The organism is Kitasatospora sp. NPDC017646, from assembly GCF_044329365.1.
Taxonomy (GTDB): Bacteria; Actinomycetota; Actinomycetes; order Streptomycetales; family Streptomycetaceae; genus Kitasatospora.
Genome location: NZ_JBIRJC010000005.1, coordinates 131,130 through 157,300, shown reverse-complemented (window position 1 = coordinate 157,300; position 26,171 = coordinate 131,130). Strand labels below are relative to the sequence as shown.

Annotated in this window: 22 protein-coding genes and 1 pseudogene; 19 read left to right on the top strand and 4 right to left on the bottom strand. The window is 73.6% G+C overall.

Annotated elements, in window-relative coordinates:
• Positions 1–61: 61 nt before the first annotated feature.
• The 8 genes from ACH4J0_RS10860 to ACH4J0_RS10825 all read left to right on the top strand — a co-directional run bounded on the left by ACH4J0_RS10860 (position 62) and on the right by ACH4J0_RS10825 (position 9,867).
• Positions 62–703 (top strand): DegT/DnrJ/EryC1/StrS family aminotransferase, encoded by a 642-nt coding sequence (locus tag ACH4J0_RS10860; RefSeq protein WP_396238465.1) that lies wholly within the window; start codon positions 62–64, stop codon positions 701–703.
• Positions 700–2,019, top strand: a complete 1,320-nt coding sequence (locus ACH4J0_RS10855; protein ID WP_396238463.1) for a DegT/DnrJ/EryC1/StrS family aminotransferase — start codon at positions 700–702, stop codon at positions 2,017–2,019. Before ACH4J0_RS10860 ends, ACH4J0_RS10855 begins: the two co-directional genes overlap by 4 nt.
• On the top strand, positions 2,012–3,076 hold the full coding sequence (argC, locus tag ACH4J0_RS10850; protein WP_396238461.1) for an N-acetyl-gamma-glutamyl-phosphate reductase: 1,065 nt from the start codon (positions 2,012–2,014) through the stop codon (positions 3,074–3,076). The genes ACH4J0_RS10855 and argC overlap by 8 nt, the downstream gene beginning before the upstream one ends.
• Complete coding sequence (locus ACH4J0_RS10845; RefSeq protein WP_396238459.1) at positions 3,073–4,953, top strand: M20/M25/M40 family metallo-hydrolase; 1,881 nt, start codon at positions 3,073–3,075, stop codon at positions 4,951–4,953. The genes argC and ACH4J0_RS10845 overlap by 4 nt, the downstream gene beginning before the upstream one ends.
• The gene (locus ACH4J0_RS10840) at positions 4,950–5,777 is read left to right on the top strand and encodes a 1-deoxy-D-xylulose-5-phosphate synthase N-terminal domain-containing protein (RefSeq protein ID WP_396238457.1); all 828 of its coding nucleotides are present in this window, start codon (positions 4,950–4,952) and stop codon (positions 5,775–5,777) included. The genes ACH4J0_RS10845 and ACH4J0_RS10840 overlap by 4 nt, the downstream gene beginning before the upstream one ends.
• A complete protein-coding gene (locus ACH4J0_RS10835) occupies positions 5,774–6,754 on the top strand; it encodes a transketolase family protein (RefSeq protein WP_396238455.1) in 981 nt (326 codons plus the stop codon). The genes ACH4J0_RS10840 and ACH4J0_RS10835 overlap by 4 nt, the downstream gene beginning before the upstream one ends.
• Positions 6,755–6,831: 77 nt before the next feature.
• Entirely contained in the window at positions 6,832–8,532 is a 1,701-nt protein-coding gene (locus ACH4J0_RS10830) for an ABC transporter substrate-binding protein (RefSeq protein ID WP_396238453.1), read from the top strand.
• Positions 8,533–8,619: 87 nt separating this feature from the next.
• Positions 8,620–9,867, top strand: coding sequence for an MDR family MFS transporter (locus tag ACH4J0_RS10825; protein ID WP_396238451.1), 1,248 nt, complete (start codon positions 8,620–8,622; stop codon positions 9,865–9,867).
• A 50-nt stretch (positions 9,868–9,917) separates the two neighbouring features.
• On the opposite strand, the gene ACH4J0_RS10820 is transcribed toward ACH4J0_RS10825, so the two are convergent.
• A complete protein-coding gene (locus ACH4J0_RS10820) occupies positions 9,918–10,877 on the bottom strand; it encodes a LysR family transcriptional regulator (RefSeq protein WP_396238449.1) in 960 nt (319 codons plus the stop codon).
• Positions 10,878–11,150: 273 nt separating this feature from the next.
• On the opposite strand from ACH4J0_RS10820, the gene ACH4J0_RS10815 reads away from it, so the two are divergent.
• The 10 genes from ACH4J0_RS10815 to ACH4J0_RS10770 all read left to right on the top strand — a co-directional run bounded on the left by ACH4J0_RS10815 (position 11,151) and on the right by ACH4J0_RS10770 (position 21,848).
• Positions 11,151–12,497 (top strand): aminotransferase class V-fold PLP-dependent enzyme, encoded by a 1,347-nt coding sequence (locus ACH4J0_RS10815; protein ID WP_396238447.1) that lies wholly within the window; start codon positions 11,151–11,153, stop codon positions 12,495–12,497.
• A 321-nt stretch (positions 12,498–12,818) separates the two neighbouring features.
• Positions 12,819–13,811, top strand: a complete 993-nt coding sequence (locus ACH4J0_RS10810) for an L-tyrosine/L-tryptophan isonitrile synthase family protein (RefSeq protein ID WP_396238445.1) — start codon at positions 12,819–12,821, stop codon at positions 13,809–13,811.
• Between the two features lie 55 nt (positions 13,812–13,866).
• Positions 13,867–14,700: a TauD/TfdA dioxygenase family protein gene (locus ACH4J0_RS10805; protein ID WP_396238443.1), complete on the top strand. Its 834-nt coding sequence runs from the start codon at positions 13,867–13,869 to the stop codon at positions 14,698–14,700.
• 1 nt (position 14,701) lies between these two features.
• Entirely contained in the window at positions 14,702–15,838 is a 1,137-nt protein-coding gene (locus ACH4J0_RS10800; protein WP_396238441.1) for an LLM class flavin-dependent oxidoreductase, read from the top strand.
• Positions 15,835–17,061, top strand: coding sequence for a styrene monooxygenase/indole monooxygenase family protein (locus ACH4J0_RS10795; protein WP_396238439.1), 1,227 nt, complete (start codon positions 15,835–15,837; stop codon positions 17,059–17,061). The genes ACH4J0_RS10800 and ACH4J0_RS10795 overlap by 4 nt, the downstream gene beginning before the upstream one ends.
• A gap of 66 nt (positions 17,062–17,127) precedes the next feature.
• Entirely contained in the window at positions 17,128–18,327 is a 1,200-nt protein-coding gene (locus ACH4J0_RS10790; RefSeq protein WP_396238437.1) for an MFS transporter, read from the top strand.
• A gap of 62 nt (positions 18,328–18,389) precedes the next feature.
• Positions 18,390–19,241 carry a sulfurtransferase gene (locus tag ACH4J0_RS10785; RefSeq protein WP_396238435.1) on the top strand — a complete coding sequence of 284 codons (852 nt, stop codon included), beginning with the start codon at positions 18,390–18,392 and terminating at the stop codon, positions 19,239–19,241.
• An 82-nt stretch (positions 19,242–19,323) separates the two neighbouring features.
• Positions 19,324–20,469 (top strand): acyl-CoA dehydrogenase family protein, encoded by a 1,146-nt coding sequence (locus tag ACH4J0_RS10780; RefSeq protein ID WP_396238433.1) that lies wholly within the window; start codon positions 19,324–19,326, stop codon positions 20,467–20,469.
• 83 nt (positions 20,470–20,552) lie between these two features.
• Positions 20,553–21,326, top strand: a complete 774-nt coding sequence (locus tag ACH4J0_RS10775) for an NADPH-dependent F420 reductase (protein WP_396238431.1) — start codon at positions 20,553–20,555, stop codon at positions 21,324–21,326.
• A 21-nt stretch (positions 21,327–21,347) separates the two neighbouring features.
• On the top strand, positions 21,348–21,848 hold the full coding sequence (locus ACH4J0_RS10770) for a flavin reductase family protein (protein WP_396238429.1): 501 nt from the start codon (positions 21,348–21,350) through the stop codon (positions 21,846–21,848).
• Between the two features lie 54 nt (positions 21,849–21,902).
• Here ACH4J0_RS10770 and ACH4J0_RS10765 read toward each other — a convergent pair whose 3' ends face one another.
• Positions 21,903–23,324, bottom strand: a complete 1,422-nt coding sequence (locus ACH4J0_RS10765) for a phytoene desaturase family protein (protein WP_396238427.1) — start codon at positions 23,322–23,324, stop codon at positions 21,903–21,905.
• Positions 23,325–23,435: 111 nt separating this feature from the next.
• Positions 23,436–23,744: pseudogene (locus tag ACH4J0_RS10760) on the bottom strand (UDP binding domain-containing protein); the annotation flags it as partial.
• A 343-nt stretch (positions 23,745–24,087) separates the two neighbouring features.
• Between ACH4J0_RS10760 and ACH4J0_RS10755 the strand changes: the two are divergent.
• A complete protein-coding gene (locus ACH4J0_RS10755; protein ID WP_396238425.1) occupies positions 24,088–24,402 on the top strand; it encodes a hypothetical protein in 315 nt (104 codons plus the stop codon).
• On the opposite strand, the gene ACH4J0_RS10750 is transcribed toward ACH4J0_RS10755, so the two are convergent.
• Positions 24,339–26,135, bottom strand: a complete 1,797-nt coding sequence (locus ACH4J0_RS10750; RefSeq protein ID WP_396238423.1) for an acyl-CoA dehydrogenase — start codon at positions 26,133–26,135, stop codon at positions 24,339–24,341. The two genes, ACH4J0_RS10755 and ACH4J0_RS10750, sit on opposite strands and share 64 nt — an antisense overlap.
• Between the last annotated feature and the right edge of the window lie 36 nt (positions 26,136–26,171).

The window sequence follows — 26,171 nt, the reverse complement described above, 5'->3', positions numbered from 1 at the left end:
CGACCGGCCGACGGGCCCCGCGCCCGCCCCCCTGCCCCGCATCACCGAAGAAGAAGGTTCGATGGAACTGTTCGACACGGCGGTCGTACTGACCCGGGTCATGACCTCGGGGACCGTGATGAGCATCGAGAAGAGTGACCGCGAACTGCCAGGGCTGGAGAGGCTGTTGGCCAAGGCCACCGGCCGCGCCAAGGCGGTCCTGGTGAACAGCGGCACCGCGGCCGTGCACGCCGCGCTGGCCGGCCAGGGGATCGGCCACGGCGACTCCGCCGACCTCCCGGGCCTCGACCCGAGGACGGCGGCCTTCGTCGCCTGGCTGGGCGTCACCGTCCGCGAAGGAGCGGACGGCCGCCCGGCCTTCGACCGGATCTCGCTGGACGGCGAGAACGCCGACCGGCTGCGCGAACTCGCCCGCCCGGAGGGCGTCGAGCCGGCCCCGGCCCTGGTCGTGGACCTCACCGGCCTCGGCTTCGGCCCGGCGGCCGCCGTCCTGACCGACGATCCCCGGATCTGGGCCAGGGCCGAGCGGCTGAAGATCTTCGGCGCCTACGACCTGCGCACCATGTGGACCCAGGAAGAGGCCGACGCCGACCTCGTCCCCGGTGTCCAGTTCAACTACCGTCTGAGCCCGCTCGTGGCCGCCTGCATCCGCATGGCCGTCCAGCAGGCCTCCTCGTCGGCCCCGTCAGGAGCGTCCGCGTGATCACCGATTTCCCCTCGGCCCCCCTGCCGCTGCCCAGCGCCGACGAACTCGACGCCCAGCTCGCCGAGTTCGGGGGCGACGCGATCATCCCCAAGGAGCTGCGCCGGACGGTCTTCCCGGTCATCACCAAGGAAGACGTCTTCACCATGCTGCTGTCCCAGCGCAGCAGCCCCGAGAAGGTCGTCGACGGCTTCGCCGAGGCCTACCGCTCGTACGTCGGGGCCCACCGGGCACTGCCGACCGCCAGCGGTACGTCCAGCCTGCACATGGCCCTGATCGGCGCCGGCGTCCAGCCGGGCGACGAGGTGATCGTCCCGGCCTTCACCTTCATCGCCACCGCCCAGGCCGTGGTCGCCGCCAAGGCCGTCCCGGTCTTCGTCGACATCGACCCGCTCACCTACTGCATGGACCCGCGGGCCGCCGCGGCCGCCGTCACCGAGCGGACCAGGGCGCTCATGCCCGTCCACGTGCACGGCCTGCCGGCCGACGTCCCCGCCCTGCGGGCGCTGGCCGACCGGCACGGCCTGGCCCTGGTGGAGGACGCCTCGCACGCCCACTCCGCCACCCTCGGCGGCGCGGTCGCCGGCTCGCTCGGCGACGCCGCCGGGCAGAGCCTGATGGCCGACAAGAACTTCCCGCTCGGCGGCGAGGGCGGCATCGCCTTCTTCGCCACCGACGAGGCCCACCAGCGGGCCGAGGAGTACCTGGAGCGCCACGGCATCGACTACCGGATGTCCTGGATCGCGGCCGCGTTCGGCAGCAGCCAGCTGCGCCGGCTGCCCTACTACGACGCGGTCCGCGCCCGCAACGCCGCGCTGCTCGGCGAGGCCCTGACGCAGACCGGGCTGTTCCGCCCGCCGCACGTCCCACAGGGCAGCACCCACGCGTACAACATGTACCGGATCACCCTGGACCCGGAGGCCGTCGGCCTCGGCGACCTGCCGGTGCACGCCGTCAAGGAGGCGGTCCACCAGCTGCTGGTGGCCGAGGGCGTGCCGGCCCGCGAGTGGCAGAACACCCCGATCCCCTGCCACCTGCCGTTCCGGCACCGCGAGGGCTTCGGCGGCGGCTACCCGTTCACCCTGAACCCGCAGGCCGTCCGCGACCACCGCCCGGAGGACTTCCCGAACGTCCTCGCCATGCTGGAGAGCACCCTGGTGCTCTGCCGCGAGCTGCGCTCCCCGGTCGAGTACGAGCGGGCCCTACGCTACGCGGACGCCTTCACCAAGGTCGCCCGGCGGCCCGACGCCATCCGCAAGCTGGCCACCGAGCGCGAGTACCCGCGCCCGCAGGAACGGGCGGCCCGCCTTGGCTGAGCAGACCGCCCCCGCGGGGGCGCGGCAGGGGCGGCCGGTCACCGTCGCCGTGCTCGGCGCCACCGGCTACACCGGGGCGGAGCTGATCCGGCTGCTGCTCGACCACCCCTACGCCGAACTCGCCTTCCTGTCCTCGGAGCGCAGCGCGGGCCGGACGGTCGGCGCCGTCCTCCCCTGGCTGCGCAACCACCCGGCCGCCGCGAAGCTCACGTTCCGTCCGCTCGACGAGCTGCCCGAGGTCGACGTCGCCTTCGGCTGCCTGCCGGGCGGTCAACTGCCCCCGCGGATGGGCCTTGTGGCGAAGCGGGCCGGGCGCGTGCTGAACCTCGCCGGCGACTTCCGGCTGCGCGACCCCGAGCAGGCGGCGGCCCACTACCCGGCCTCGGCCGACTGGCCGGAGCCCTTCGCCTACCACGTCCCGGAGTTCGCCGACGTACCGCGGGACCGGTTCGTCAACCTGCCCGGCTGCATGGCCGTCACCACGGTCTACGCGCTGCGCCCGCTGTTCGCCGCGGGCCTGGTCGAGGACGACGTGGTGGTGGACGCGAAGACCGGCTCCAGCGGTTCGGGCCGCGGCTCGACCGAGCACCCGGCCGACCGGGCGGGCAACTTCCGGGTCCACAAACTGTTCGGCCACCGGCACGCGCCGGAGGTCGTCCAAGCCCTGACGGACTACGCGGGCGCCGCGCCGGAGCTGCACTTCTCCACGTACAGCCTGGACACCCCGCGCGGCATCCTCGTCACCGCCTACAGCCGTCTGCGCCCCGGCGTCACCGCGCTGGAGGTCCGGCGGGCCTATGCCGCCTCCTACGCCCGTACGCCGTTCGTCCGGCTGCGGCCCTCGCCGAGGTCCCCGCAGGACTTCCCGATGCTCAAGTCCGTGATCGGCTCCAACGTGGCCGAGGTGGCGGTCTCCGTGCGCGGCGGCCGCTGCGTCACCGTGGCCGCGCTGGACAACCTGCTCAAGGGCGCCGCCGGGCAGGCCGTGCAGACCTTCAACCGGCTGCACGGCCTGCCCGAGGCGACCGGCCTGCCGTTCACCGCGGTGGCGCCATGACCCGGCCGCTGCACGTCCTCAAGCTCGGAAGCAGCACCCTTGACCACCCGGGGATCTTCGACGAGGTCGCCGAGCTGTCCCGCCGCGGCGCCCGGGTCCTCCTGGTGGCCGGCGGCGCGGCCGGCATCGAGCGGCACTACGAGGCCGTCGGCCGGTCGATCCCGTGGCTCGACCTGCCCAACGGCGACCGCGTCCGGCACATGTCGCCGGCCGAGGTCCCGCACGTGATCGCCGCCTACGAGCAGCTCACCCTCCCGCTGGTGGAGGCCGGCCTGACCGCCCGCGGCCTGGGGGTGTTCACCGGCGTGGCGGCCCGCACCGGTCTGGTCTCCGGCCGGGCCAACCGCCCGCTCAAGGTGGTCGCGGACGGCCGGACCCGCATCGTGCGCGACCACCGGGCGGGTGTGGTGGCCGCGGTCGACGCCGAGCGCCTCACCACCCTGCTCGACGCCTTCGACGTGGTCTGCGTCAGCCCGCCCGTCCTCGACGTGGACGGCGGCGCCGCCCTCAACGTGGACGCCGACGTGCTGGCCGCCGAGGTGTCCAACGCGGTGGCCGCCGACCACCTGCGGCTGGTCACCGGATCCGCCGGGCTGCTCACCGACCCGGCCGACCCCGGCTCCACGCTCCGGCACGCCCACGCGGGCGAGGCGGGCGGGTACGCCGGCGGGCGGATGCGCCAGAAGGTCCGGGCCGCGGAGCTGGCCCTGGCCGGCAGCGCCGACGTCGCGATCACCGGGCCGCACACCCTGGGCCGCCCGGACGGCTGGACCCGCTTCTGGCGCACCCGGGAACCCGCCCCCGACCTCCAACTCCTCAGCCGCGCGGTGCAGATCCCCTCGGTCTCCGAGGACGAGCGGGAACTCGCCGCCCACCTCGCGCAGTGGTGCGCCGAACGGGGCATCGACGCCCGGATCGACGAGGCCGGCAACCTGGTCGCGGTGCGCGGCGACGGGCCCCGGCGGCTGCTGCTGCTCGGCCACCTCGACACCGTGCCGTTCCACTGGCCGGCCCACTGGGACGGCGGGACCCTGCACGGCCGGGGCAGCGTGGACGCCAAGGCCTCGCTGGTCGCCTTCCTGGAGGTGCTGGCAGCGGCCGAGGTCCCGGCGGACGGGCAGTTGCGCGTGGTCGGCGCCGTCGAGGAGGAGATCTCCTCCTCCAGGGGCGCCTTCCACGTCCGCGACCACTACCCGGCGGACGCCGTGGTGGTCGGTGAGCCCAGCGGCTCCGGCGCGCTCACCATCGGCTACTTCGGCCTGTTCAAGCTGCGGATCGCCGCGACGGTGAGCAGCGGTCACTCGGCCGGGTACGACGCCCTGTCGGCTCCCGACGCGCTGCTGCGCGCGCTGGAGCGGATCAGGACCGCCGTGCTGGAGGTCGCGCCGACCGCGCTGGACGCGGTGATCGGCGTCGAGTCCGAGGCCGACCGCGGCGTCCAGCGCGCCACCGGCGTGCTGAACTTCCGGGTGCCGCCCGGGGCCGACCTCACGGCGCTCCGGGCCGCGGCGGCGCAGGAGGCCGGCGAGGGCGTCGAGGTGACGGAACTGCGGGCGACGCCCGGAGTCAGCGGCGGCCGCACCAGCCCGCTGGCCAAGGCCTTCGGCCGGGCCTTCGCCAAGGCCGGCGTGCGTCCGAGGTTCCTGGTGAAGAAGGGCACCTCGGACATGAACACCCTGGCCACCACCTGGCGGGACGTCCCGATGGTCGCCTACGGCGCCGGTGACGCCGCGCTGGACCACACCGACCGGGAGCACGTGGCCGCCGAGGAGTACCGGGCGGCCCGCGGAGTGCTGGCGGACGCCGTGGCCGGGTGGTTCGCGTCCCGGCCCGCCGCGACCGACCGCAACGAACAGGGAGAGGGGAAGCGGTCATGAGTGTCCTGCTGGACGGCGCGAGGCCGGCCGCCGGTACCGACGAGGTACTGGCCCTGCTCGCCGAACGCGCCCGCGAGGCACGCCGGTTGATCATCGACATGGCCGCCGGACCGAGAGGCTGCCACCTCGGCGGCAGCCTCTCGGTGACGGACGTCCTGATCGCCGCGCTGCACCGGGCCGGGCGGGACGAGGGCACCCGCGTGGTGCTCAGCAAGGGGCACGCCGCCGCCGCGCTCTACGCGGCGCTGCACGTCAGCGGCGTCCTGCCGGAGAACCCCGCGCCGCTGTACGCCGACCCCGGGCACCACTTCACCGGCCATCCCAACCACGCCGTTCCCGGGGTGCTCTTCCCGACCGGCAGCCTGGGCCACGGACTGCCGTACGCGGCGGGCTGGGCACTGGCCCGGCGGCTGTCCGGCGGCCCCGGACTCGGCGTGGCCGTGGTCGGTGACGGGGAGCTCCAGGAGGGGCTGATCTGGGAGACCTGCCAGGTCGCGGCGGCCCAGCGGATCGGCAACCTGGTGCTGGTGGTGGACCGCAACGGCGGCCAGAACGACGGGCTGGTCGCGGACATCTCGCCGCTGCCCGACCTGGTCGAGCGGTTCGCGGCCTTCGGCTTCGACACCGTGGAGGTCGACGGGCACGACCTGGCGCAGCTGCACGCCGTGTTCGCCGCGGACCGCGCCCCGGACGGGCGGCCGCTCGCCGTGGTCGCCGCGACCGTCAAGGGCAAGGGCGTGCCCGCGGTCGAGGGCAGGGCCGGATCCCACTATGTGACCATCGATGCCGCGCGGGCGGCCAAGTGGAAGCGGTTCGTGAAATGACTGCCACTCAGGTGCGGCCGGCGGAGCCGGACGCGCCCGCCGGGTCCGCCGCCCCCGCCGTGCTCTCCGGCCGGGACGCCTACCGGGCGGAGCTGACCCTGCTGGCCCGGACGGACCCGCGCATCCTGTGCCTGGAGGCCGACCTCGGCGGGCGCCGCCACCCGTTCGCCGAGGAGCACCCCGACCGGTTCTTCAACCTGGGCATCGCCGAGGGCGCCATGATCGACATGGCCGCCGGGCTGGCGATGGCGGGCTTCCGGCCCTTCGTCAGCACCTTCGCGCCGTTCGCGGCCCTGCGGGCGGCGGAGAGTCTCAAGCTCGGCCTCGGCTACCTCAACGCCGGGGTCAGCGTGGTGGCCCCGTACGCGGGCGTCTCCGGCGGCTGGTTCGGCACCACCCACCACTGCCTGGAGGACCTGGCGGTGCTGTCCGGCGTCCCGGGCGTGGTGATCGCCGCGCCCTACGGGGAGGCCGAGATGCGGGCCGTGATCCGCGCCGCGGCGTCGTCCGGCCGCCCGCACTACATCCGCACCGGGCGCAACGCCAACCCGGTCGGACTGCACCCCGCCGGGGAGGACGTGCCGACGGTGCGCTGGGACGGCCCGGCCGGCGGGTCCGGTACGGACGTCTGCCTGGTCTCGGTCGGCGAGGTCGGCACCGAGCTGTGCCGGCAGGCCCGGCAGCGGCGCCCCGAGCTGGCCCACGCCCACCTGTGCTACCTGGACCACGAGCACCTGGCCGAAGCCGCGGCGGTGCTGGCCCGGCGGCACTCCCGGTTCGTCGTCGTCGAGGAGCACCGCCCGGCCGGCGGCGTCGCCTCGGCACTGGCCCTGCTGCTCCCGCGGTGCGCGGTGCGCGGCGTCAACGCCGGCCAGGACTGGCCGTCCCACGGCGGCGACCACGAGCACGTCCTCGCCGAACTGGGCCTCGACCTGGCCGCCGTGCTCAGCGCGGTCGACGCCGCGGCGCGGGACTGAACCGCGGCCCGGACCCCTCACCCGTACCCCACCCTCGTCGGCAGCACGCCGACCCGGAAACGAAGGACCGATCGACCGTGACCAACCAGGGCGACTCCCCGGAACTGCTCGCACCGGTGCTGGACGGGGAGCGCACCCCGCTCCCGGAGGGCCAGCGACTCGTGATCGACCACCAGGGAGTGGCGACCGCACCCGCCTCCGAGGTGCCGGGCGCCAGGCGGGGCGGAAGCGTCACCCTGCTCGCGGACGCTCCGCCCGAGCACATGGACCCGGCCCAGACGTACATCGGCACGACCCTCGCCGTGGCCACGGCGTTCTTCCACCGCACCCTGACCGGTTACCAGGAGGACCCGGACAACGGCGTCCTGACCCTCGTCGGCGACCTGGCGACCAACGCCGGACGCACCGTCGACGGCGGGCTGACCTGGACCTACACCCTGCGGGAGGGCCTGGCCTTCGAGGACGGCACCCCGATCACCTCGGCCGACGTCGCCCACGCCGTCGCCCGCTCCTTCTCCGAACTCGGCGACTACGGACCGCAGTTCATCCAGCGCGCGCTCGACCCCGAGCGCACCTACCGGGGCCCCGGGCACGACGGCCGGCCCGCGCCCGGGGTGACCACCCCCGACGCCCGGACCATCGTCTTCCGGCTCGCCGAGCCGCACCCCGACTTCCCGTTCTTCGCGGCGACGACCACCACCACGCCGGTGCCGGCCGACCGGGCCCCCGGCGCGGAGTACGAGACCTCCTGGCTGTCCACCGGCCCCTACCGGCGCAAGGAGGAGCAGCCCGGGGAGTACATCGTGCTGGAGCGCAACCCGCACTGGTCGCCCGCCACCGACCCGATCCGCCGCCAGTACGTCGACGAGGTCCGCTGGACGTTCGGCGTCGACCGCACCGCCCAGACCCGGCGCCTGGCCGAGCCCGCGGCCGCCGACGCCACCTCGATCGCCACCACCGACGTCGCCCCGGCTGACATCCTCGCCATCCAGATCGACCCCGGGAAGCTGGAGCGGGTCCTGGACGGCCCGACCGCCTACGCGATGTACATCTACATCAACACCCAGCGGGTGCCCGACCCCGACGTGCGACGGGCGCTGATCTACGCCTTCGACCGCGACTCCTACATCGAGGCGGCGGGCGGCCCGGCCGCGGCCGAGCCGGCCACCACCATCCTGGCCCCGCTGCTGCCCGGCTACCGCCCGTACGACGCCTACCCGGCCGGTCCGAACGGCGACCCGGAGAAGGCCGAGCGGCTGCTGGCCGGCAAGGAGGTGCCGAAGCTGCGGTACGCCTTCCAGGACATCGCCCCGCTGCGCAAGCTCGCGCCGGTGGTCAAGGCCGGGCTGGAGCGGGCCGGCTTCGAGATCGAGCTCGTCCCGGTCGACCGGGCCGCCTACTACAGCACGGTCGGCCGCCGGGACACCGACGTCGACCTGATCTGGGGCGTGTGGGGGCCGGACTTCCCGGATCCGGCCGGGGTGATGGACGTGCTCTTCCGCGGGGACCGGCTCACCGAGACGGGCAACATGAACCTCTCCTACTTCGACGACCCCGAGATCAGCCGGCGTCTAGCGGAACTGGGCAAGGAGCCCGACCGGGCCGCCGCGGCCGAGGGGTACGCCGAGCTGGACCAGCGGATCATGACCGAGCACGCGCCCCTGATCCCGGTGTTCTACAAGCGTCAGTTCTCCCTGGTGGGCCCGCAGGTCGGCGGCCTGTTCATCAGCTCGCTGTACTCCTTCCCCAACCTGACCCGGGTGCACGTCCGGTCCTGACGACCCGTCGCCGATGCCCCGGGGGCCGCCGGTCCGCCCGACGCCCCCGGGGTCGCCCGCCGTTCGTGAACCGAGGAGGACGTCCGAGTGCTGACACAGCTGTTGACGTGGATACCGGCATCCGCGGCACCCCGGCTGCGCGCCGGTCTGGGCGGAATGCCGAGGGCCTTCTGGGCCCTCTGGGCCGGCACCCTGGTCAACCGCGTCGGCACCATGGTGCAGCCCTTCTTCGCGCTGTACCTGACGACCGACCGCGGCTTCTCCACAGCCGCGGCCGGCACCCTGCTCACGGTCTTCGCGGTCGGCATGCTGTTCTCCCAGCTCATCGCGGGCTGGCTCGCCGACCGCTTCGGCCGGCGCGCGACGCTGCTCGGCGGGATGCTCGCCAGCGCGGCCCTGATGGTCGCCATCGCCGCCAGCAGCGGCCTCCTCGCCTTCGGCGTCGAGCTGTTCGCGCTCGGCCTGGCGATCGACGTCTACCGTCCGGCCTCCAGCGCGCTGGTCGCCGACCTCGTCCCTGAACGGCACCGCACCCGCGCCTACAGCCTGCTGTTCTGGGCGGTCAACCTGGGCTACACCGCCGGGGTCCTGATCGGCGGGGCGCTGGTCGGCCTCGGCTTCGGCTGGCTGTTCCGGGTCGACGCGGCCACCTGTGCCGCCTTCGGGCTGATGGTCTGGTTCGCCGTCGGCGAGGACACCGCACCGCCCGCGGCCGGGCCGCGCACCTCCGGTTTCGGCGCGGTGCTGCGGGACCGGGTGATGTGCGCCTTCGTCCTGATCACGGGCGGCTACGCCTTCGTCTACATGCAGACCGTCTCCACGCTCCCGCTCGCCATGCGGGCCGACGGACTGTCGCCCGCCGCCTTCGGCACCGCCATGGCCGTCAACGGCGTGGTCATCAGCATCGTCCAGCCCCTCGCCGTCGGACGGCTGGGCCGGGCCGACCCCAACCGGGTGCTGACCGCCGGCACGGTGCTGGTCGGCCTCGGCTTCGGCCTCAACGCCCTGGCCGCCTCACCCCTCGGCTACAGCGCCACCACCGTGATCTGGTCGCTCGGCGAGATCGCCTTCACCGGCGCCAGCGCGGCCACCGCCGTCGCCCTCGCCCCGCCCCACCTCCGCGGCCGCTACAGCGGCGCCTACGGCTTCGCCTGGTCCCTCGGCGGCCTGCCGGCGCCGGTCGCCGGCGCCTGGCTCCTGGACCACGGCTCCTCCGCCCTGTGGCTCACCTGCGCCGGCATCGGCCTGCTCGCCGCCGTCGGCCAGCTCCTCCTCGGCCCCGCCGTCGCCCGCCGCACCGCGACCGCCGAACCGGCCCCCCGGCCCGCTGACTGACTCCGCGCCCGGCCCCCGGGGGCCGGGCCCCGCACTCCGCGACACCCGGGTCAGCAGTAGGCCGACTCCATGTCCAGGAGACGGGTGAGGCTCTGCATGTCCCCCTGGAGCACACCCTGTTGACGGAGCTGGTGGCAGATGTCCTCCAGGGCCGCGATGTGCGGCTTGGCCCGGTCCGCGGCGGACCAGACCATGCCCAGGGTGCAGTCCGGGAGGTCGTCCACCGGGAGGTAGCGGAGGTCGGGCCGGGGGTAGAGGCGTGCCGCGGCCGAGGGGACGAAGGCGATCGCGCCGCCGAAGGAGGCGACGGACAGGAGGGTCTCGAACCTGCTGACCTGGTGGTCGGTGTAGTGGACGGGGGTGCCGTCGGGGCGTGGAGCGGCGGCCCAGTAGTCGCGGCCCTCCTGGAACATCTCGGAGGCCAGGCTGACGACCGGATGGCCCGCGAGGTCCGCCAGGCTGACGGAGGAACGGGCGGCCAACGGGTCCGAGCTGGCGACGCAGACCATCCGGGGTTCGGTGGTCAGCGGCTGGCTGTGGAAGCCCTCGGGTACGGGCAGGTAGACGAACGCGGCGTCGATCCTTCCGCTCTCCAGGGCGGTGATCGGGTCGGCGAAGTCGTAGATCCGGATCTCCGGGCCCAGACAGGGGTACAGCGAGCTGATCGCACCGAGCACGGCTCGCGTCGCCTCCAGCGGGGCGACGTTCTCGCAGACGCCGATGCGCAGCCGGCCGTCCCCGAGCTTGGTGCGGGACGCCGCGTTGCGCAGGTGCTCCATCGCGGTGACGACCTTCCTGGCCATGGGCAGCAGGGACTCGCCGGCCGCCGTGAGTTCGACGCGCCGGCTGGTTCTGGTGAAGAGCTGTACGCCCAGCCGGTGTTCCAGTGCGCTGATCTGCTGGCTCAGGGCCGGCTGGGTGAGGTACAGCCGGGCGGCGGCGCGCTTGAAGTGGAGTTCCTCGGCCAGGGTGAGCAGAAGTCGCAGCTGGTGCACGGTCGGGTCGTCCATGGCTGACATCCCCCATGATTCATAATGATTAATCTACCGCTGCTTGCGCATGCCTTATGAATGAAACGTTGACCGAATCGGCGCACAAATGACAGCATGAGCCTTCACTCTAGCGCGGGGGCGGCGAGGCGAGCCACCCGTAGGACGCAAGAGCACGCGCCGGCGCGGCACAGCCCACAAGGCGCACGAGGCACACAAAGGGGAATCGTCCGCTCACTTTCGCCCGATCAGTTCCGCGCAAACCATGCCAAAGTGATAATCACGGGGGCCGGCATGAAGACGGACTCATTTCTGAACTCCGATACCGAGTGCATTCCCGGCGTGGTCGGCGCCGGTTTATCCGTGCCGCTGCTCGACGGCCGACGGGTGCCGCACGCCAACCTCGACCACGCGGCCAGCGCACCGTGCCTCACCGCCGTCCAGCGCGGGGTGAACCGGCTGCTGCCCTGGTACAGCAGCGTCCACCGGGGCTCCGGGTTCACCTCCGCGGTGTCCACGCGGGTCTACGAAGAGGCCCGGACGGCCGTCCGGCGCTTCGTCGGGGCCGCGCCCGGCGCCGCGGTGCTGTTCACCCGCAACACCACCGACGCGCTGAACCTCCTGGGCCGCGCGCTGCCGCCGGGCACCACGGTGTTCCGGTTCTCCACGGACCACCACGCGGCGCTGCTGCCCTGGCGCGGAGCCGAACTCCGCCGGCTCGGCGTGCCGAGCCGGCCCGAGGACGCGGTGCGCCGGCTCGACGAGGCGCTGGCCGCCGCGCCGGACGGGCCACGGCTGGTGGTGCTGACCGGCGTCTCCAACGTCACCGGCGAGGTCTGGCCGGTGGCCGAACTGGCCGGCGTGGCCCGCGGCCACGGCGCCCGGGTGGTGCTCGACGCCGCGCAACTGGCGCCGCACCGGCCGCTGGACGTGACCGCGCTGGGGGTGGACTGGGTGGCCCTGTCCGGCCACAAGCTGTACGCCCCGTTCGGCGCCGGCGCCCTGGTGGGGACACCGGCCTGGCTGGCCGAGGCCGCACCGTACCTGGCCGGCGGCGGCGCGACCGCGCTGGTGGCCGAAGAGTCCGGCGAGGAGACCGTCACCTGGGCGGACCTGCCGCACCGGCACGAGGCGGGCTCGCCGAACGTGGTCGGCGCCCACGCGATGGCCGTCGCCTGCGACACCCTGACGGCGCGGTGGGACGCGATCACGGCCCACGAGCAGGCGCTCGCCGCCCGGCTGCGGCAGGGCCTGGCGCAGATCCCCGGAGTCCGCCTGCTCGGGATGTGGGACCCGGACCACCCGAAGATCGGCGTCGTGTCGTTCAGCGTCGTGGACCGGGCCGGCGGACCGGTCGACCAACAGCTGCTCGCCACCGCCCTGGCGGCGGAGCACGGGATCGGCATCCGGTACGGGGCGTTCTGCGCCCACCAGGCCGTGCACTCCCTGGTGGGCGGCGCCGCCGGGGCCGGCCGGGCGCTGCGCGCCAGCGTCGGCCTCGGCACCACCGCCGAGCACGTCGAACGGCTGCTCTCGGCCCTGGCCGGCCTGGTGCGCGGCGGGCCCCGGTGGACGTACCGGCACTCCGACGAGGGCTGGGCACCGCTCCTCGATCCGCGCCCGGTGCCGGACTTCCGGTAAGGGCGGGGATCCGTCCCGCAGCGACGGCCGACCGCGGCCGTCCCCGTCGGGAACCGAAATCCGGCGGCGATGCACCGGGGATATCCCGGTGCGCCCGGAACGGGCGCCGGCAGGCCGAATACGGATCGATAACCACTCCTTTATCGGCCGCCATTCCCATCTAATCGCACGGCCGTTGCGGGGCGCTCCCGAGGTGTGCAAACCTACGTCTCGGAGGGCGAACCGAAGCCGATACCGGCGCACCCGGCGGGGGAAAAACCGGGCAGCACCGGAGCGAACGGCCTATTCCTTGTTCGCCCATCTTTCCACGGGGGAGTCACCTTGAGTCAGAATCCGTCCACGACGGTTTCCGAAACGGAGCTGTCGGACAAGATCGTCAATCTCCTGTACCACTTCCGGCGGAGCGACAGAAGGAACGGCGAGAACACCGGAGGGGCGCAGTGTCTCACCTCGCCCTGCGACGGCTGTCGCGAGGCGCACCGCGCCAAACTGGCCTACTTCATCCGCCGGTCGCTGCCGATCCACCTGGTCCTGCCCGCGTTCCCGGCGAAGTCGCCGAACCGGACCAAGGTGCTGGGCGGCACCCCGGACTACGCCGAGTTCCTCGGACTGAGCTTCCTCCAGGGACTCTGCGACTACATCAGGCACTTCCACCCCGCCGGCGCGCGGATCACGATCTGCTCGGACGGCCACGTGTTCGGCGACGTGGTCGGCGTCGAGGACGACATGGTGACCGAGTACCGCCGGCGCCTGGCCGACATGATCAAGGCGGCCAACTGGTCCTCGCTCGACCTGTACGGGCTGGACGACGCGTTCAGCGGGACGGACTACCCGAAGCTGCGCCAGGTGCTCGAACTCGACTACGCGCCCTCGCTCGACGACCTGAAGGAGAGCGTGCGCACCGACGCCAACGCCCGGAGCCTCTTCAACGGGATCCACCGCTTCATGTTCGAGGACGCCGTCGGGGTCAAGGGCGACTCCGTCTCGCGGACCGCACTGCGGAACGAATCCAAGGAGCGCGCCTACCGGACCATCAGCCGAAGCAATGCCTGGAGCGCGGTGGTGGCCGAACAGTTCCCGCGTGCGCTACGGCTTTCCATACACCCGCAGCCGCCGCACTCCGAGAAGATCGGTGTACGGCTGCTGCGGAGCAGCGACGAATGGCTGACGCCGTGGCACGGCGTCGTGCTCGACGACGGCACGAACCTGTCGCTGGTCAAGAAATGGGACGCGGAGAAGCTCGACGCCTCCGTCGTCTGGCGCGACGGGCGCCCCAGTCACTACGTCGCTCCGCCGTCCACCGCCAGGGCCTGACGGTCGCCCCGTCCCCGCGGTCAACCCCTCCGAGAAAGGCGATTCCGTGAATTCGGTGCCACAGTCCACCAACGTGAGCCACCCCTGCGGCTCCACCGAGACCACCAAGCTGATCCACACCCCGCTGCGCCCGTTCGGCCGGCTCGTGGAGGCCCTCGGCGGCGGCGCCCGGATCGACGACATCCCCGTCGAGACGCTGCGCCGCTGGACCGAGGAGTCGCGGGTGCTGGTGCTGCGCGGCTTCCAGCTCCTCGCCAAGCAGGAGTTCGCGGACTACTCCCGGCAGTGGGGCGAGGTCCTGAAGTGGGACGCCGGCGAGGTCATCGACCTGGTCGTCGAGGAGAACCCGCGGAACTACCTCTTCGGCAGCGGCGACGTGCCCTTCCACTGGGACGGCGCCTTCGCCGAGGCGGACCCGCGCTACTTCTTCTTCCAGTGCCTGGACGCGACGCCCGGTGTGGGCGGCGAGACGGTCTTCTGCGACACGTCGCGGGTCTACCAGGACGCGGACGACGAGGAGCGGGCGCGCTGGAGCCGCGTCAGCATGACCTACTCGACGGACAAGGTCGTGCACTACGGCGGCGAGGTCACCCAGGGGCTGGTCACCCAGCACCCCGCCACCGGCGCGCCCGTACTGCGGTTCGCCGAGCCGCTGGCCCCGGAGGCGTACAAGAACCCGGTGTCCGTCAAGGTGCACGGGGTCGCCGAGTCCGAGGAGGAGGGCTTCCTCGGCACGCTCGCCGAGCGGGTGCACAGCCCCCGGTACTGCTACCACCACGACTGGCGGGCGGGCGACATCCTGCTCGCCGACAACTTCTCGCTCATCCACGGGCGCAACGCGTTCACCGGCCCGACCCGGCGTCACCTCCAGCGGGTCGAGGTCGTCTGACATGAGAGTGGGACTGGCGTGGGACGCCGTGGGGCCGGTCGAGGGCGGGCGCGGGCTGCTCGACCTCGCACGCGCCGCGGGGATGGACACCTTCCTGGTGTTCGACCACCTGATCAACGTTTTTCCGCGGCAGGCCTGGGACACCGGCTTCAGCTACCTGGCCTCGGTGCTCCCCACTCCGGACCTGTCCCTCGAGTTCGCCACCGTGCTGGGCAACTTCGCGGCGAGCGCCGGCCCGGTCCGGCTGGCGGTGGGGGTCACCGACCCCCACCGCCGGCACCCGGCGGTGCTCGCCCAGACCGCCCTGACGCTGGCCCAGTTCACCGAGCGCCCGCCCGTCATCGGCATCGGCGGGGGCGCGCGGATGAACCTCCAGCCGTACGGCATCAGCCCCGGCCGCACGGTGGACCGGGTCGACGAGGCGCTGCGGATCCTGCGGCTGTTCTTCGACGGCACGGGGCCCCACGACTTCAAGGGCGAGTTCCACACCCTGGACCAGGCGGTGATGGACCTGCGCGCGCCCGGCGGAGCCGTCCCCGAGCTCTGGGTGGGCGGCGGCGGTCCCCGGATGACCGCGCTCGCGGGCCGCTACGGCGACGGCTGGATCCCCTCGGACCTGATGCCGCCGGCCGAGTACGCCCGTCGGCTGGCCACCGTACGGGAGGCGGCCGACGCGGCGGGCCGTGACCCGGAGCGGATCGTCGCCGCGGGCGGCGTACCGGTCATCGTGGCCGAGACCGACGCGGCGGCCCGGGCGCTGACCCGGTCCACGGCGATCCGGTACCTGGCGCTGCACGCCGGTGCCGCCCAGTGGAGTGCCCACGGTGTCGCCCACCCGTTCGGCGAGGGCTACCGGGGCCTGTCGCACCTGCTGCCGCACCGCCTGACCCGCGAGCAGGTCGAGCGGGCCCTCGCCGTGGTGCCGGACGGACTCGTCGCCGACCTGGCGATCGTCGGCAGCCGGCAGACCGTGCTCGACCGGATCCGTGAACTCGGCGACGCGGGCATGCAGTTGCCCGTACTGATCCCGGTCTCGGCGCTGGCCTCGCCGGAGGCCGCCGGGTACACCGTGGAGGCCCTGGCCTGGCTGGCCGGCGAGCTGGGCCGGGACCGCGCCACCGGGCGGGTGACGGCATGACCGGCATCGGCATCATCGGATCCGGCATCTCCGGGCTGCAGTTGGCGCTGCGCCTCCAGCAGCTCGACGTGCCGGTGACGCTGTACTCCGAGCAGACCGCCGAGGAACTCGGCGCGGGGCGGCCGAGGAACTTCCCGGCCCGGTTCGCGCCGACCCAGCAGCGGGAGGCCGCGCTCGGCGTACGGGGCTGGGAGTTCGACGACGCCCGGGTGTACGGCTGGGCCGTCACCGTACGGGGCGAGCACGGGGCGCTGGAGTTCCCGGCGGCGCTGGACCCGCCGGCGAGCGTGGTCGACTTCCGGCTCTACCTGCCGCACCTGCTCGGGGAGTTCACCCGGCGCGGTGGTGACGTGCGGACCGGCCCGGTCGCGGTGGACCGGGCGGCCCGCCGGCACGACCTGGTGGTCGTCGCCAACGGCGACCGGTCCGTCCGGGAGCTGTTCCCGGTGGACCCGGCGCGCTCACCGTACCCGGGGCCGCAGCGCATCCTGTGCACCGGCCTCTACCAGGGCATCCGGGAGGACTCGCCGCACACGCTGGACATCCACTTCGTGCCGGGCGCCGGCGAGATCCTCCGGATCCCGTTCCTGTCCCGCCTCGGCCCGGCGCACGTGCTGGCCTTCGAGGCGGTGCCCGGCGGCCCGCTGGAGGCGCCCGCACACCTGGACGCCGACGCCGACCCGATCGGCTTCCGGCGCGAAGTCCTGCGCCTTCTCGGCGAGTTCGCACCCGGCCTGCGCGAGCGCGTCGACCCCGGACGGTTCGGCCTGATCGCGCCGGGAGAGCTGGCCCAGGGCGGCGTCACTCCGGTGGTCCGCCAGGGGTGGGCCCGGCTCCCCGACGGCACCTGCGCCCTGGCCGTCGGAGACGCCTGGATCACCAACGACCCGCTCACCGCCCAGGGAGCCAACCTCGGTTCCCACACGGCCTTCGCCCTGGCCGCGCTCATCGCCGGGGCGGACGGTCCGCTGGACGAGGCGTTCTGCCGTACGGCCTCGGCACGGCTGTGGGAGCACGCCCGGCACGTCGTCGAGTGGAGCAACGCGTTCCTGGCCCCGCCCCCGCCGCACGTCCGGGAACTGTTCGGACGGGCGGCCGCGGACAAGCGGATCGCGGACGCCTTCGTCAGCCGCTTCCACGACCCCGAGGCGATGTGGGGCGTGCTGGCCGACCCCGAGGGGGTCGAGTCCTTCCTGGCGGCCTGCACCGACGGCAGACCGTGATCCGGCCCGCAAGACCCTGAGCCACCCACGCCGGCCGACCGAGTACCCCCGAATCCGATGCGAGAGATGAACATGCCCATCAGTGTCCTGTCCCTCATGTTGTGCGTCTTCGGCATCACCACCGGCGAGTTCGTCGTCGCCGGCATCCTGCCGGACGTCGCCGACGGCCTCGACGTGTCCATCCCCGCGGCCGGCCTCCTCGTGACGGCCTACGCCCTCGGGATGATCTTCGGCGGCCCCGTCCTGACGGCACTCACCGCCAGGTACCAGCGAAAGCCGCTGATCCTCGTCCTGCTGCTGATCGCGGTGGTCGGCAACCTGGCGTCCGCGGTCGCGCCCGTCTACGGCGTGGCGTTCGCGGCGCGCGTCGTCACGGCCCTCGTCACCTCGACCTTCTTCGCCAACGCGATCGTCATCGCCACCTCGACCGTGCCGCCGCAGAAGGCGGCCTCCACCGTGGCGAAGCTGATCCTGGGCATGAACCTCGCGATGATCCTCGGCGCTCCGCTGGGCACCTGGGTCGGCCACAGCTTCGGCTGGCGCGCGACCTTCGTCGCGATCGCGGTCATCTGCGCCCTCGGCTTCCTCATGGTGACCCGCTTCGTGCCCCCGGTGGCCAACGAGACCTCCACCTCGGCCTTCGGCGAACTGCGGGTGCTGCGCAAGGCCCCCGTCCAGATGGCCATCCTGATGACCGTCGTCGGCAACGCCGGCCTGCTCATCGTGTTCACCTACTTCGCCCCGCTGCTGACGGACCTCGCGGGCTTCACCGCCGACACGGTGCCGGTGCTGCTGCTCGTCTACGGCGTCGGCGCGACCGTGGGCAACCTCGGCGGCGGCTGGCTGTCCGACCGGGCCCTGATGCCCTCGCTGGTCGGCCTGCTGACCGCGCTGACCGCGGCGCTCGCGGTGGCGTGGGCGGTCGGCTCCAGCACCGTGGGCGCCGCCGTCATGGTCTTCGTGCTCGGCGCCCTGGGCTTCTCGATCGTGCCCGGGACCCAGGCCCGGGTGCTGGGGACCGCCTCGGAGGCACCCACCCTCGCGCTCGCCGTGAACTCGTCCGCCTACCAGCTCGCGGCGGCACTCGCCTCCTGGCTGGGCGGCCGGATCATCGACAGCGGGGCGGGCCTGAAGGGCATCTACCCGGTGGCCGCCGCCATCACCGTCCTCGGCGTCCTGGCCAGCCTGTTCGCCTGGTTCCGGGACACCCGCACGGCCGTCGCCGCCCCGGCCACGGCCCCGGACGCCGAGGTCACCACGGCATGACCCCGAACGGCGTGACTCCCCGTAGGGACCGCACGACCCCGGAGCGAGAAGGAGCGCACACCATGGCCCGCGAATCCGTCCTGGCCTCCGGCGCGTGGGCGGCGGCCCACATCGACGAACCGGGCACGGTGTTCCTGGAGACCGGGAACAGCGACTCCGACTACCGGAAGGGACACGTTCCGGGCGCCGTCTGGATCGGTTGGGACGAGTTCCAGGACGGCCTCCGGCTCGGCCTGGTCGACGCCGCGGCGTTCGAGGAGCTGCTGAGCGCCAAGGGCATCGCCAACGACGACACCGTCGTGGTGTACTCCGCGAACCTCAACCTGCTCGCGGCGCCGGTGTTCTGGTACTTCCGGCTCTACGGCCACCGCGAGGTGAAGCTGCTCGACGGCGGCCGGGAGAAGTGGCAGCGTGACGGCCACCCGCTCACCGCCGAGGAGACCGTCCGCCCCGCCACGGGTTACCGCGCCGGGCCACCGGACACGTCGATCCGGGCCACCCGGGACGACGTGCTCGCCGCGATCGGCAGCGCCAACCTCATCGACGTCCGCACCCCCGACGAGTACGCGGGCCGCGTGTTCGCCCCGGGCTTCGCCGGCGAGGCGTTCGCCCCGGGCAACAGCCCGCACGACGTGGCGCAGCGTGCGGGCCACGTGCCCGGCGCGGTCAACCTCGAGTGGGAGGGCGCGCTCGACCCGGACGGCACCTTCAAGTCCACGGAGGCCCTCGAAAGGGTCTACGGGCGGCTCGATCCGGCCCGCGGCTCCATCACGTACTGCTGGGTGGGTGCGCGCTCGGCACACTCGTGGTTCGTCCTGAGCGAGCTGCTCGGCCGGCCGGACGTCAGGAACTACGACGGCTCCTGGGGCGAGTACGGCTCGCTGATCGGGGTTCCCGTCGAGCGCGGCGACTGAGCGCGCCGACCTCCCGCACCAAACGACCGAAGCGCTGCCGCCTCCCGCCGCGGGGGCGGCCCGACCCTGGAAGGTGTTCGCGATGGGATCCGACGTCCTGCCCGCCATAGCCGCCCTGGCACCCCACCTGGCCGATGCCGCCGTCCGGGCCGACGCCGACCGCCGGCTGTCCGACGACACCGTCACGGCGATGCAGGAGGCGGGGGTGTTCCGCGTCGCCATGCCCAAGCGGTACGGCGGCGGCGAGGCACCGCTGCGCACCCACCTGGAAGTGTCCTCCGCCGTGGCCGAACTCGACGGCGGCGCGGGGTGGCTGACCTCGCTCTGGAACGGCAACGCCTGGTGCGTCTCCCTGTTCCCCGAGCGGGCCCAGGACGACGTGTGGGGCGGGACGCCCGACGCCCTGGTCAGCGGCGCCCTCAAGCCCAGCGGCCCGGTCCGCCGGGTGCCCGGCGGCTACCGGGTCAGCGGCGGCTGGAGCTACGCCTCCGGGATCTGGCACGCCTCCTGGGTGATCGCCTCCGTCGTCCTGGAGGACGGTCCGGCGGCCATGCTGGTGCCCCGCGAGGACTACCGGATCGTGGACGAGTGGCACATGGCCGGCATGCGGTCGACCGGCAGCAACCGCTACGTGATCGAGGACGCGTTCGTGCCCGAGCACCGGGTGCTGCACCTCGGGCCCGTGGTGGCCGGCGGGAACGTCACCGCCGAGCTCGCCCCCGCGTACCGCACCGCGCTGGTGCCGTCGCTCGTGCTGATGGTCTCCGGTCCCCAACTCGGGCTCGGCCGAGCCGCGTTGAGCCACGTGATCGCGGCCGCCGGGCACAAGGGCATCGCCTTCACCGACTTCGCCCTGCAGCGGGACTCGGTCGGCTTCCAACTGCAGGTCGCCGAGGCCGCCACCGCCGTGGACACCGCGCACCTGCACGCCTACCGCGCCGCCGACGCCCTCGACGGCCACGCCGCCGACACCGTCCAGCCGGACGCGCTGCTCCGCGCCCGCTGCCGCGCCGACGCGGCCGTGGCCGCGCGGCGGGTGAACCGCGCCCTGGAGACCCTGATGACCGCTCACGGTTCGAGCGGGCTCGCCGACGCGAGCCCGCTGCAGCGGATCTGGCGCGACGCCAGCGTGGCGGCCCGCCACGGCATGCTGATCCCCCAGGTCAACCTGGAGGTCTACGGCGCCGCCCTGGTGGGCGCTGAGAACAGGGTCAGCCCGTTCGTGTAAGGGCCCGGGCCACAGGGAACAGGGTCCGGTCCGCGGGGCCGCGGCAGCGCGGCCCCGCACAGGCCGGACCATCGGAACACAGGATGGAGAACGACATCGTGACCAAGACCCTCGGGCTGATCGGCAGCGGCATGATCGGCGGCAACCTGGCCCGCCTCGCCGTGGACGCGGGCCTCGACGTGGTGCTGAGCAACTCCCGGGGCCCCGGGACCCTCGCCGACCTGGTCGCCGAACTCGGCCCCCGGGCCCGGGCCGCCACGGCCGCCGAAGCCGCCCTGGCGGGTGACCTCGTCGTGGCGACCGTCCCGCTGGGCGCCCTGGAGAAGCTGCCCGCCGAGGCCATGGCCGGCAAGACCGTGATCGACACCATGAACTACTACCCGGAGCGCGACGGCCGGATCGCCGCGCTGGACACCCGCGAGCTGACCTCCAGCGCCCTGGTGCAGCGCCGGCTGACCGGGTCCCGCGTGGTCAAGGCCTGCAACAACATCCACTTCGTCAGCCTGTACACCGTCGCCCGTCCCGCCGGCTCGCCCGAGCGCAGCGCCCTGCCGATCGCCGGCGACGACGCGGACGCCAAGGCCGACGTCGCCGCGCTCCTGGACGTCCTCGGCTACGACACCGTGGACCTCGGCCCCCTCGCCGACAGCTGGCGCAGCGAACCCGGGACGCCTCTCTACGTACGCCCGTACTTCCCGGGAATGCCGCCCTGGGGGACGAGCCAGGAGGCCCTGTTCCGCTGGTTCCGCGACACCCGGGGCGTCCCGGTGACGGCGGAGCGGGTGAAGGAGCTGGCGAGCCTCGCGATCCGGAGCCACACCGGGGAGCGGCTCCCCGGGAAGTTCACGTCCGATTGACCATCAGGAGCACCGGTGTCCATGTCCAACGGGGGATCCACGCCGGACTCGTTCCGGCAGACCATGTCCAGGCTCGCCACGGGGGTCGTCGTACTCTCCGTCGGCGAGCCGGACGTCCACGCGATGACGGCCAACGCGTTCGGATCGGTGTCACTCGATCCGCCGCTGGTGCAGTGCTGCATCGCCCACAGCGCGGTCATGCACGACAGCCTCACCGGGGCCCGGACCTTCGGCGTCTCGATACTGGACGCCCGCCAGGAGCAGATCGCCCGCTACTTCGCCGACAAGGCGCGCCCGCTGGGGAGGGCCCAGTTCGACGGCGTCCCCTGGCAGCCGGGCCCGCTCACCGGCGCACCGCTCCTCCCCGGCGCACTGGCCTGGCTGGAGTGCGAACTCGTCGGGTCGCACACCGCGGGGGACCACTCCCTCTTCCTCGGAAAGGTGCTCTCCTCCGCCACCGGCGACGGCCGGGAGGCCCTCCTCTTCTACGGGGGCCGCTTCCAACGGGTTCCGGCGGCGTGACGGCGGGCGCGCCGGCGTGACGGGGCGCCCGGGGCGTGGGAGGACGGTCGTGGTTCAGCGCTTCGCCAGGTGGCGCAGGGCCGACTGCGCCGCGTGGAAGCCGGCCATCCCGTGCACCCCGGCGCCCGGCGGGGTGGCGGCGGAGCACAGGTACACCCCGGGCACGCCGGTCGCGTAGGGGTCCAGGGCGGGGCGGGGGCGCAGGACGAGCTGGCGCACGGTGTTGGCTCCGCCGGTGATGTCGCCGCCGACCTGGTTGGCGTTGTCCGCCCGCAGCCCTGCCACCGTGCGGACGTGCCGTGCCCGGACCCGCCGCCGGAAGCCGGGGGCGAACCGCTCGATCTGGTCGAGGACCGGTTCGGTCGCGTCGCCCCGGTAGCCGTGCGGGACGTGGGCGTACGCGTAGAGCGGGTGGAGGTCCCCGGCCGAGCGGGACGGGTCGGCCAGGTACTGCTGACCGACCAGCACGAACGGCCGCCGGGGCATCCGGCCGCGGAAGACCGCCTCCTCGGCGGCGACGACCTCCTCGAACGTTCCGCCGAGATGGACGGTGCCCGCCGTCCGGCAGTGCTCGTCGGTCCACGGGATGCCGCCCTCGACCGCGAGGTCCACCTTGAAGGCCGCGGGGCCGTACCGGTACCGGCGGTAGGCCCGGGCGGTCCGGTGCGGCAGGCGGTCGCCCAGGATCCGGGCGGCGGCCTGCGGGCCGGTGTCCAGCAGGACGAGATCGGGCCGGTCGAGCTGGCCGAGGTCGAGGACCTCCACTCCGGTCTCGACGGCGCCGCCGAGCCGCTCCAGCAGCCGCGCCATCGCGGTGGTGATCGCCTGCGAGCCGCCCTCCGCCACGGGCCACCCGTGGGCGTGGCCGGCGGCGATCAGCATCAGCCCGATGGCACTGCTGAACGGTGTGCGCAGTGAGCTGAACGCGTGGGCCGCCGCCCCGCCGAACAGCGCCCGGGCCCGCTCGCCGCGCCACCTCCCGGCGGTCCACGGGGCGGGCAGCAGGGCCTGGGCACCGAACCCGGCCAGGGCGAGCGGCGACGCGGGCACGTGCAGCGGGGGGCCGAGGACGTCGTCCGCGAGCCGGTCGAAGCGGCTCGACAGCGGGCCGAACACGCGCCGCCACGTCCTGCCGTCCGACGGCGGAAGGTGCGCGGCCGTCCGGTCCACGTCCCGCCACAGCACCCCCGCGGCTCCCGAGTCCAGCGGGTGGGCCAGTTCCGCCTCGCACCAGAGCCACCGCAGCCCGTACTCCTCCAGGGCCAGCGACCGCAGGAACGGCGAGGCGACGCCGGTGGGGTGGAAGGCGGAGCAGTCGTCGTGGATGAGCCCCGGCAGCGTCCGCTCACCGGACCGGGTGCCGCCGCCGATGGTCTCCCGCGCCTCCAGCACCCGCACCCGCACGCCCTCCTGGGCGAGGCGGACCGCGGCGGCGAGCCCGTTCGGCCCGCTGCCGACCACCACGGCCGTCGTCATGGCACCGGTCCCGCCTCTCGCCGGAGTCACCGGGCGGCGAACGGGTCGGGCCGCCCGGCACCAGGGCCAGCTTAGGGCGGGTCGGGCGGGCGCGCCCCACGCGACCGCGGCTCACGGCCGGCCGAGCGAGCGGTAGGTCCAGCCGGCCGCGCGCCACGCCGCCGGGTCCAGGACGTTGCGGCCGTCGGCCAAGGCGCGGACGGCGACCCGCTCGCCCAGGGCCGCCGGGGCCACGTCGGCGGTGGAGGCCGCGTAGCCGAGGTCGGGGCGGGCCTTGCGCGCGTTGTCCAGGGCGGCCGGGTCGTACACCGAGACCTGCCCGCCCTCGCGGGCGATCGCCGTGGCGACCTCCAGCGCGGGCGAGTCGCGGATGTCGTCCGACTCGGGCTTGAAGGCGGCGCCGAGCACGGCGACGTTGCGGGTGCCGCTGGCCAGGTGGCCGAGCATCAGCAGCGGCACCGGCGGCGCCAGGGCGGCGGACGCCGGCATCAGCGGGAAGCGCAGCATCGCCACCGCCCCGCCGAACAGCGGACGGGCGGGGCGCAGCCGGATCGCCACCAGTCCGCCGAGCACGCGGCCCACGCCGAAGGAGCTCTCCGCCCAGCCGAAGGCGGCCTTGCCGTGGGCGTCGATGATGGAGACCGCGCCGACCGGGGTGATCGGGCCCCGGACCGAGACGCCGAGGACCCACCAGATCAGGCTCACCGACCACAGCCAGGAGCGGGAACGGAACGCCGTCCAGCCCTCCCGCACGTTCTGCAGGGTGGAGGCGGTGCGGTCGGGTTCGACGTGCGGCAGCCGCGGGGCCGCCAGCTCCCAGTCGACCGACCAGGGCCTCTTCGAGGCCGGACGGCTGGCCGCCGAACTGGTCGACGCGATCGCCGACGCTCAACTGGCCTGGGAGGAGCGCACCGGCCCCGGCGACTGGTACTCCGCCGCCGACGCGCCGCACCCCGTCTACCGGGAGATGGTCGCCTTCGCCCTGGACGGGGAGTGTGGAGTGTCCGACCGGGTTCAGAAAGCGTCGTCGGGGATGTCGACGGTGGTACGGTCCAGGCTCTCCAGGAGGTCGAACTGAGCCCCGGTCCTGGGGAGTTCATGGTGGTAGAAGAAACGGCAGGCGTGTCGCTTGCCCTGGTGGACGGGTTCGTCGCCGTTCTCGGCGGCGAGGAGCTGTTCCAGCCACAGCCACGCCACGACGGTGTGGCCGACCGCTTCCAGGTAGACGCTGGCGTTGGCCAGGGCCGTTTCCGGGTCGCCGGTCCCCCACAGCCGCTCCGTGACCGAGACGATCCGCCGGACGGCCTCGTCGAGCCGCGCCGCGTACCCGGCGGCGTCGCCGCCGGTCGTCCTGGCGCGTGCGGTCGTCGCCGAGACGGTGTCGGCGAGCAGGCGCAGGCCGGCGCCGCCGTCCATGACGACCTTGCGGCCGAGCAGGTCCAGGCCGTGGATGCCGTGGGTGCCTTCGTGGATGGGGTTGAGCCGGTTGTCGCGGTAGAACTGCTCGACGTCGTACTCGCGGGTGTAGCCGTAGCCGCCGTGCACCTGGATGGCGAGGCTGTTGGCCTCCAGGCACCACTGGGAGGGCCAGCTCTTGGCGATCGGGGTGAGGACGTCCAGTAGCAGCTTGGCGCGGGCCCGGTCCTCGGGCGAGGCGCCGGTGCGCTCCTCGTCGAGGAGCCGGCCGCAGTAGAGCACCAGGGCCAAAGCCCCCTCCGCGTACGACTTCTGGGCCAGCAGCATGCGGCGGACGTCGGCGTGGGCGATGATCGGCACCTGTGGGGAGTCCGGGTCCTTGGCTCCGAGCGGACGGCCCTGGGGGCGGTTGCGGGCGTAGTCGAGGGCGTGCAGGTAGCCGGTGTAGCCGAGCGCGGTGGCGCCGAGACCGACGCCGATCCGGGCCTCGTTCATCATGTGGAACATGTACGCCAGGCCACGGTGCGGTTCGCCGACCAGGTGCCCGACCGCACCGGGTTCGCCGCCCGGCCGGTGGACGCCCTCGCCGAAGTTGAGCAGCGTGTTGGTGGTGCCCCGGAAGCCCATCTTGTGGTTGAGCCCGGCCAGCACGACGTCGTTGCGTTCGCCGAGCGCGCCGTCGGCGCCGACCAGCACCTTGGGCACGATGAACAGTGAGAGGCCCTTCACCCCGGGCGGTCCGCCGGGGATCCGGGCCAGCACCAGGTGGACGATGTTCTCGGACAGCTCGTGCTCGCCGCCGGAGATCCACATCTTGTTGCCGAACAGCCGGTACGTGCCGTCGCCCTGCGGTTCGGCGCGGGTGCGCAGGTCGGCGAGCGAGGAGCCGGCCTGCGGCTCGGACAGGCACATGGTGCCGAAGAACCGGCCCTCCACCATGGGCCGGACGTAGGTGTCGATCTGCTCGGGACTGCCGTGCGCCAGCAGCAGGTTGGCGTTGCCGACCGTCAGGAACGGATAGCCGGACGTGCCGGGGTTGGCGGCCTGGAACCAGGCGAAGCAGGCGTTGGCCACGACGGAGGGCAGCTGTGCGCCGCCGACCTCGTCGTCCATGGCGGCGCCCAGCAGTCCGGTGCCGGCGAAGACCGTCAGCGCCGCCTTGACCTCCGGGATCAGGTGGACCCGCTCACCGTCGAAGCGCGGCTCCTCGGCGTCGTTCCGCTTGTTGTGCGGCGCGAAGTGCCGGGTGGCGACCTGCTCGCTCAGCTCCAGGGCGGCGTCGAAGGTCTCGCGCGAATGGTCCGCGTACCGCGGCCGCGCCGTGAGCGACTGGACGTCCAGCCATTCGTACAGCAGGAAGTCGAGGTCGCGGCGGGAGAGCAGCAGGGAGGTCATGGAACGGATCCTGCCCTTCGGGTCTCGGCGGCGAAC

What these genes read in the sequence shown, in the direction of transcription:
- ACH4J0_RS10845 (WP_396238459.1), top strand. Translation starts at nt 3,073, where the DNA reads ATGACCCGGCCGCTGCACGTCCTCAAGCTCGGAAGCAGCACCCTTGAC.
- ACH4J0_RS10840 (WP_396238457.1), top strand. Translation starts at nt 4,950, where the DNA reads ATGAGTGTCCTGCTGGACGGCGCGAGGCCGGCCGCCGGTACCGACGAG.
- ACH4J0_RS10835 (WP_396238455.1), top strand. Translation starts at nt 5,774, where the DNA reads ATGACTGCCACTCAGGTGCGGCCGGCGGAGCCGGACGCGCCCGCCGGG.
- ACH4J0_RS10795 (WP_396238439.1), top strand. Translation starts at nt 15,835, where the DNA reads ATGACCGGCATCGGCATCATCGGATCCGGCATCTCCGGGCTGCAGTTG.
- ACH4J0_RS10775 (WP_396238431.1), top strand. Translation starts at nt 20,553, where the DNA reads ATGGAGAACGACATCGTGACCAAGACCCTCGGGCTGATCGGCAGCGGC.
- ACH4J0_RS10750 (WP_396238423.1), bottom strand. Translation starts at nt 26,135, where the DNA reads ATGACCTCCCTGCTGCTCTCCCGCCGCGACCTCGACTTCCTGCTGTAC.
- ACH4J0_RS10780 (WP_396238433.1), top strand. Translation starts at nt 19,324, where the DNA reads ATGGGATCCGACGTCCTGCCCGCCATAGCCGCCCTGGCACCCCACCTG.
- ACH4J0_RS10770 (WP_396238429.1), top strand. Translation starts at nt 21,348, where the DNA reads ATGTCCAACGGGGGATCCACGCCGGACTCGTTCCGGCAGACCATGTCC.
- ACH4J0_RS10800 (WP_396238441.1), top strand. Translation starts at nt 14,702, where the DNA reads ATGAGAGTGGGACTGGCGTGGGACGCCGTGGGGCCGGTCGAGGGCGGG.
- ACH4J0_RS10790 (WP_396238437.1), top strand. Translation starts at nt 17,128, where the DNA reads ATGAACATGCCCATCAGTGTCCTGTCCCTCATGTTGTGCGTCTTCGGC.
- ACH4J0_RS10785 (WP_396238435.1), top strand. Translation starts at nt 18,390, where the DNA reads ATGGCCCGCGAATCCGTCCTGGCCTCCGGCGCGTGGGCGGCGGCCCAC.
- ACH4J0_RS10820 (WP_396238449.1), bottom strand. Translation starts at nt 10,877, where the DNA reads ATGGACGACCCGACCGTGCACCAGCTGCGACTTCTGCTCACCCTGGCC.
- ACH4J0_RS10815 (WP_396238447.1), top strand. Translation starts at nt 11,151, where the DNA reads ATGAAGACGGACTCATTTCTGAACTCCGATACCGAGTGCATTCCCGGC.
- ACH4J0_RS10765 (WP_396238427.1), bottom strand. Translation starts at nt 23,324, where the DNA reads ATGACGACGGCCGTGGTGGTCGGCAGCGGGCCGAACGGGCTCGCCGCC.
- ACH4J0_RS10860 (WP_396238465.1), top strand. Translation starts at nt 62, where the DNA reads ATGGAACTGTTCGACACGGCGGTCGTACTGACCCGGGTCATGACCTCG.